This is a genomic window from Microcystis sp. M44BS1 (assembly GCF_020244875.1).
Lineage (GTDB): Bacteria > Cyanobacteriota > Cyanobacteriia > Cyanobacteriales > Microcystaceae > Microcystis > Microcystis panniformis.
This window is the reverse complement of the sequence record NZ_JADBVM010000193.1, coordinates 1-5,235: the sequence shown is the minus strand read 5'-3', so window position 1 is coordinate 5,235 and position 5,235 is coordinate 1. Positions and strand designations below refer to the sequence as shown.

Below are 5,235 nucleotides of genomic sequence, written 5' to 3'. Positions count from 1 at the left end.
GGATTTATTGATACTTATCTCAATCTAAATCCGGTGGAAGAGAGACAATTTCAAGAAGAGATTAGCACATTTAGTCAACCTGTACAGGAGGGAGTTATGCAAATTACCACCAGTTGGATGCGTCAAGGTATTGAACGCGGTATCGAACAAGGTATTGAACGGGAAAAAACATTGATTATTCGTCAACTTAAACGCAAGTTAGGGGAGATTAATCCTTCATTGGAAACTAAAATCATGGAGTTAAGTATTGATGATGTCGAAGCATTAGGAGAAGCTTTATTCGATTTCTCTACGGTTGAAGATTTAATCAATTGGTTAAATACTTTAACTGCCTAGTTTTGACGTTAGCGATCGCATCTTCCCAACAAATGAGAAAACGGGTTTCTTTGAGAAACTCTTTGAGAAACCCGTTTTCTAAATTGCAGAAACCGGGTTTCTGCGAGAACCTCTTTGAGAAACCCGCTTTCTTTGAGAAACCCGGTTTCTAGTTCCTTTGAGAAACCCGTTTTCTTGTATAAATGTTAATTTCTGTTACAGGTATCTTGAAACATTCAGGATTCTTTGAGTAAGATAGCCGCAGTAATCTTTCTAGGTCAACGTCATGACTCCCACTCTTTTGCCGAGCCTTGCTGCTATTGACGATGTTTTGTTCAATTTTGCTCAATCTGATGGCTTGAGTCAAGCTAATCGGGTGGATAGTGCGAGAAATCAGCGTTTAACCGCTACCGTAGTTTTCCTCGATGCTGGTGTTACCGATTATCAAACCCTCCAAGCTGGGGTAATTCCAGAAGTCGCCACGGTTATTCTCTCTGCCAATAAAGACGGAATCGAACAAATATCCGCTTTTTTACAACAAAATCCCCAGATTACCACCATTCACCTGGTTTCCCATGGTGCGCCGGGGTGCTTATATTTAGGAAATTGTCAACTTAATTTAACAAATATTTACGATTACCGCCAACAGTTACAGAATTGGGCAAAGATTAATCGTATTCTACTGTACGGTTGTCAGGTCGCGGCGGGAGATGCCGGGACAGAGTTTATTAATAAATTGTCCCAAATTACTGGCGCGAAAATAGCGGCTTCCAGCAGAAAGGTAGGAAATGCCGCATTAGGAGGAAGTTGGCAGTTAGAGGTGAGTTTACCCGCGATAAAGGGAGAGAATCAAACCTTTATTGAAACCTTAGATTTGTCGGATTTGCAGACATCTGGTGTTTTTCAGTCGGATATACTCAACACTTATCCCGGAGTATTTGCCCCTACGTTAGTAGGAGGATGGTATAGATTAAGCTATGCCAGTGCGGTAACAATAGTCGGTAACTATGCTTATGCGGTAGGGGACACTCTGGAGATTATTGATATTAGTAACCCCAGTAACCCGATTTTTAAGGGAAGTTATGATATTCCTTCTGGTTATCTAACTCCTGGTGTTTATATAGACCAAGATGTACAAGTAGTCGGTAACTATGCTTATGTAGCTGATGTAGGTTCAGGACTGCACATTATCGACATCAGCAACCCGACAAACCCCACCTTCAAGGGTAATTATAATACTTCTGGCTATGCTGCGGGTGTACAAATAGTCGGCAACTATGCTTATGTAGCTGATGATACGTCAGGACTGCAAATCATCGACATTAGCAACCCGACAAACCCCACTCTCAAGGGTAATTATAATACTTCTGGCTGGGCTTTAGGTGTACAAATAGTCGGTAACTATGCTTATGTAGCTGATTATGATAAAGGACTGCAAATCATCGACATCAGCAACCCGACAAACCCCACTCTCAAGGGTACTTTTTCTGGCCGTGCTGAGGATGTACAAATAGTCGGTAACTATGCTTATCTAGCTGCTGCTGGTTTAGGACTGCAAATAATCGACATCAGCAACCCGACAAACCCCACTCTCAAGGGTAATTACAATACTTCTGGCAATGCTGCGGGTGTACAAGTAGTCGGTAACTATGCTTATGTAGCTGATTATGATAAAGGACTGCAAATCATCGACATTAGCAACCCGACAAATCCCACTCTCAAGGGTAATTATGATACTCCCAGCGTTGCTTTGGATGTACAAGTAGTGGGTAACTATGCTTATGTGGCTGATAATTCATCAGGACTGCAAATTATCGACATCGGCAATCCTACAACTCCTACTCCCAAGAGTAATTATGATCATTCTGGCTTGGCTTCTGGTGTTCAAATAGTCGGTAACTACGCTTATGTAGCTGATGATACGTCAGGACTGCAAATCATCGACATCAGCAACCCGACCACCCCCACTCTCAAGGGTAATTATGATACTTCTGGCAATGCTAGGGATGTACAAATAGTGGGGAACTATGCTTATGTAGCTGATGGCAGTTCAGGACTGCAAATCATCGACATCAGCAACCCGACCACCCCCACTCTCAAGGGCAATTATAACACTTCTGGCACTGCTTGGGATGTACAAATAGTGGGGAACTATGCTTATGTGGCTGATGGCAGTTCAGGACTGCAAATCATCGACATCAGCAACCCGACCACCCCCACTCTCAAGGGCAGTTATAATACTTCTGGCAGTGCTTATGATGTACAAATAGTGGGGAACTATGCTTATGTAGCTGATGGTAGTTCAGGACTGCAAATCATCGACATCAGCAACCCGACAACCCCCACTCTCAAGGGTAATTATAATACTTCTGGCAGTGCTTGGGATGTACAAATAGTGGGGAACTATGCTTATGTAGCTGATGGCAGTTCAGGACTGCAAATCATCGACATCAGCAACCCGACAACCCCCACTCTCAAGGGTAATTATGATACTTCTGGCAGTGCTTATGATGTACAAATAGTCGGTAACTATGCTTATGTAGCTGATGGCAGTTCAGGACTGCAAATCATCGATGTGAGTGAGTTTACCAGTCCACAAACTGTTACTCTTTCTATTTCTCCCAGCAGTGTTGATGAAGACGGGACAGCTAATATGTCCTACTCCTTCACCCGTACCGGTGTAACCACTAATCCTTTAACCGTCAACTATACAGTCGGGGGGACAGCGACATTTAGCACAGATTACAGCCAAACTGGTGCAGCCAGTTATACAACAACCACAGGGACAGTGACTTTCGCCGCTAATTCTACCACTGCTACCGTAACAATTGATCCGACTGCTGATACTACAGTTGAAGACGACGAAACCGTCAGCTTAACTCTTGCTTCTGGGACTGGTTATACAGTAGGTACGACCACCGCAGTTACTGGAACAATTACCAATGATGATGCTAGTGTCACTCTTGCGGTTTCTCCCAGTAGTGTTACCGAACACGGGACAACCAACTTGATTTACACCTTCACTCGTAGCGGTTCCACAACGAATGCTTTGACAGCCAATTATACAGTCGGGGGGACAGCTACTTTTAGTACAGATTACACCCAAACCGGTGCAGCAACTTTCACCAGTGCAACAGGGACAGTGACTTTCGCTGCTGGTTCATCGACTGCGACTGTAACCGTTGACCCCACTCCTGATACAACAGTTGAAAGTGACGAAACCGTTGCTTTAACTCTTGCTTCGGGTACGGGTTATGCAGTAGGTACGACTACCGCAGTTACGGGAACAATTACTACCCTAGCATTAGTAGGAGAATGGGATAATTTAAACAGTGTCGATGCTGTAGCAGTAGTCGGTAACTATGCTTATGTATTGGGGGATAAACTGGGGATTATTGATATTAGTAACCCCAGTAACCCGACTTTTAAGGAAAGTTATAATTTTGGTGGTGAAGATATACAAATAGTCGGCAACTATGCTTATGTAGCTGCTGGTGGTTCAGGACTGCAAATCATCGACATCAGCAACCCAGCCGCTCCCACCCTTGTGGGTAATTATTATCGCGGCTGGGCTTATGATGTACAAGTAGTCGGTAACTATGCATATCTAGCTAATAATAGGAGTTCGCTGGGAATCATCGACATCAGCGACCCGACAAATCCCACCCTTAAAGGCGAATCTTTTTATGGGTCTTGGTGGACAGGGGTAGGGTTCGGTTATCCCGGCAGTGATATACAAGTAGTCGGCAACTATGCTTATATTGTCAGTAGCGGAGAGGTATTCATTACTTTTCCTTTTCCAGACTATGAGGGTGGGAGTGCTAGTTCGTTTCCTGGACGACTGGACATCATCGACATCAGCAACCCGACAAACCCCAATTACAAGGGTGGTGTTGATCTCGATGATTTTGATACTTTTGATGTAGTGGCTAATGGTGTACAAGTAGTCGGCAACTATGCTTATGTTGTAGGAAATTCGGAACTGGACATTATTAATATTAGTAACCCCAGTAACCCGACTCTTGGGGCAAATTATGGTTTTCCGGGTAACGATATACAAATAGTCGGTAACTATGCTTATATCGCAGGAGGAGGACTAGAAATCATCGACATCAGCAACCCGACAAATCCTATTCTCAAGGGTACTTCTTCTTATGGTGGCGCAGATGATGTAGAAATAGTCGGTAACTATGCATATCTTGCTGATTATTGGTCAGGACTGCAAATCATCAACATCAGCAACCCGACAAATCCCACTCTCAAGGGTAATTATGATACTTCTGGCGATGCTTTAGGTGTACAAGTAGTCGGTAACTATGCATATCTAGCTAATAGTAGTTCAGGACTGCAAATCATCGACATCAGCAACCCGACAAACCCCACTCTCAAGGGTAATTATAATACTTCTGGCAGTGCTAATGATGTACAAATAGTCGGCAACTATGCTTATGTAGCTGATTCGGATTCAGGACTGCAAATCATCGACATCAGCAACCCGACAAATCCCACTCTCAAGGGTAATTATAATACTTCTGGCTATGCTTTGGATGTACAAATAGTCGGCAACTATGCTTATGTAGCTGATGATTATTCAGGACTGCAAATCATCGACATCAGCAACCCGACAAACCCCACCTTTAAGGGTAATTATAATACTTCTGGCTCTGCTTATGATGTACAAATAGTCGGTAACTATGCTTATGTAGCTGATGGAGGTCAAGGACTGCAAATCATCGACATCAGCAACCCGACAAACCCCACTCTCAAGGGTAATTATGATACTTCTGGCAGTGCTAATGATGTACAAATAGTCGGTAACTATGCTTATGTAGCTGATGGAGGTCAAGGACTGCAAATCATCGACATCAGCAACCCGACAAACCCCACTCTCAAGGGTAATTATGATACTTCTGACTCTGC

General features: G+C 43.6%; 2 protein-coding genes. Both read left to right on the top strand.

Annotated elements, in window-relative coordinates:
- Positions 1-336, top strand: a 336-nt coding sequence (locus tag IM515_RS15500) for a DUF4351 domain-containing protein (RefSeq protein WP_287629456.1), incomplete at its 5' end; no start/stop codon positions are given.
- A gap of 265 nt (positions 337-601) precedes the next feature.
- A partial coding sequence (locus IM515_RS15495) for a DUF4347 domain-containing protein (protein ID WP_287698056.1) occupies positions 602-5,235 on the top strand: 4,634 nt, incomplete at its 3' end.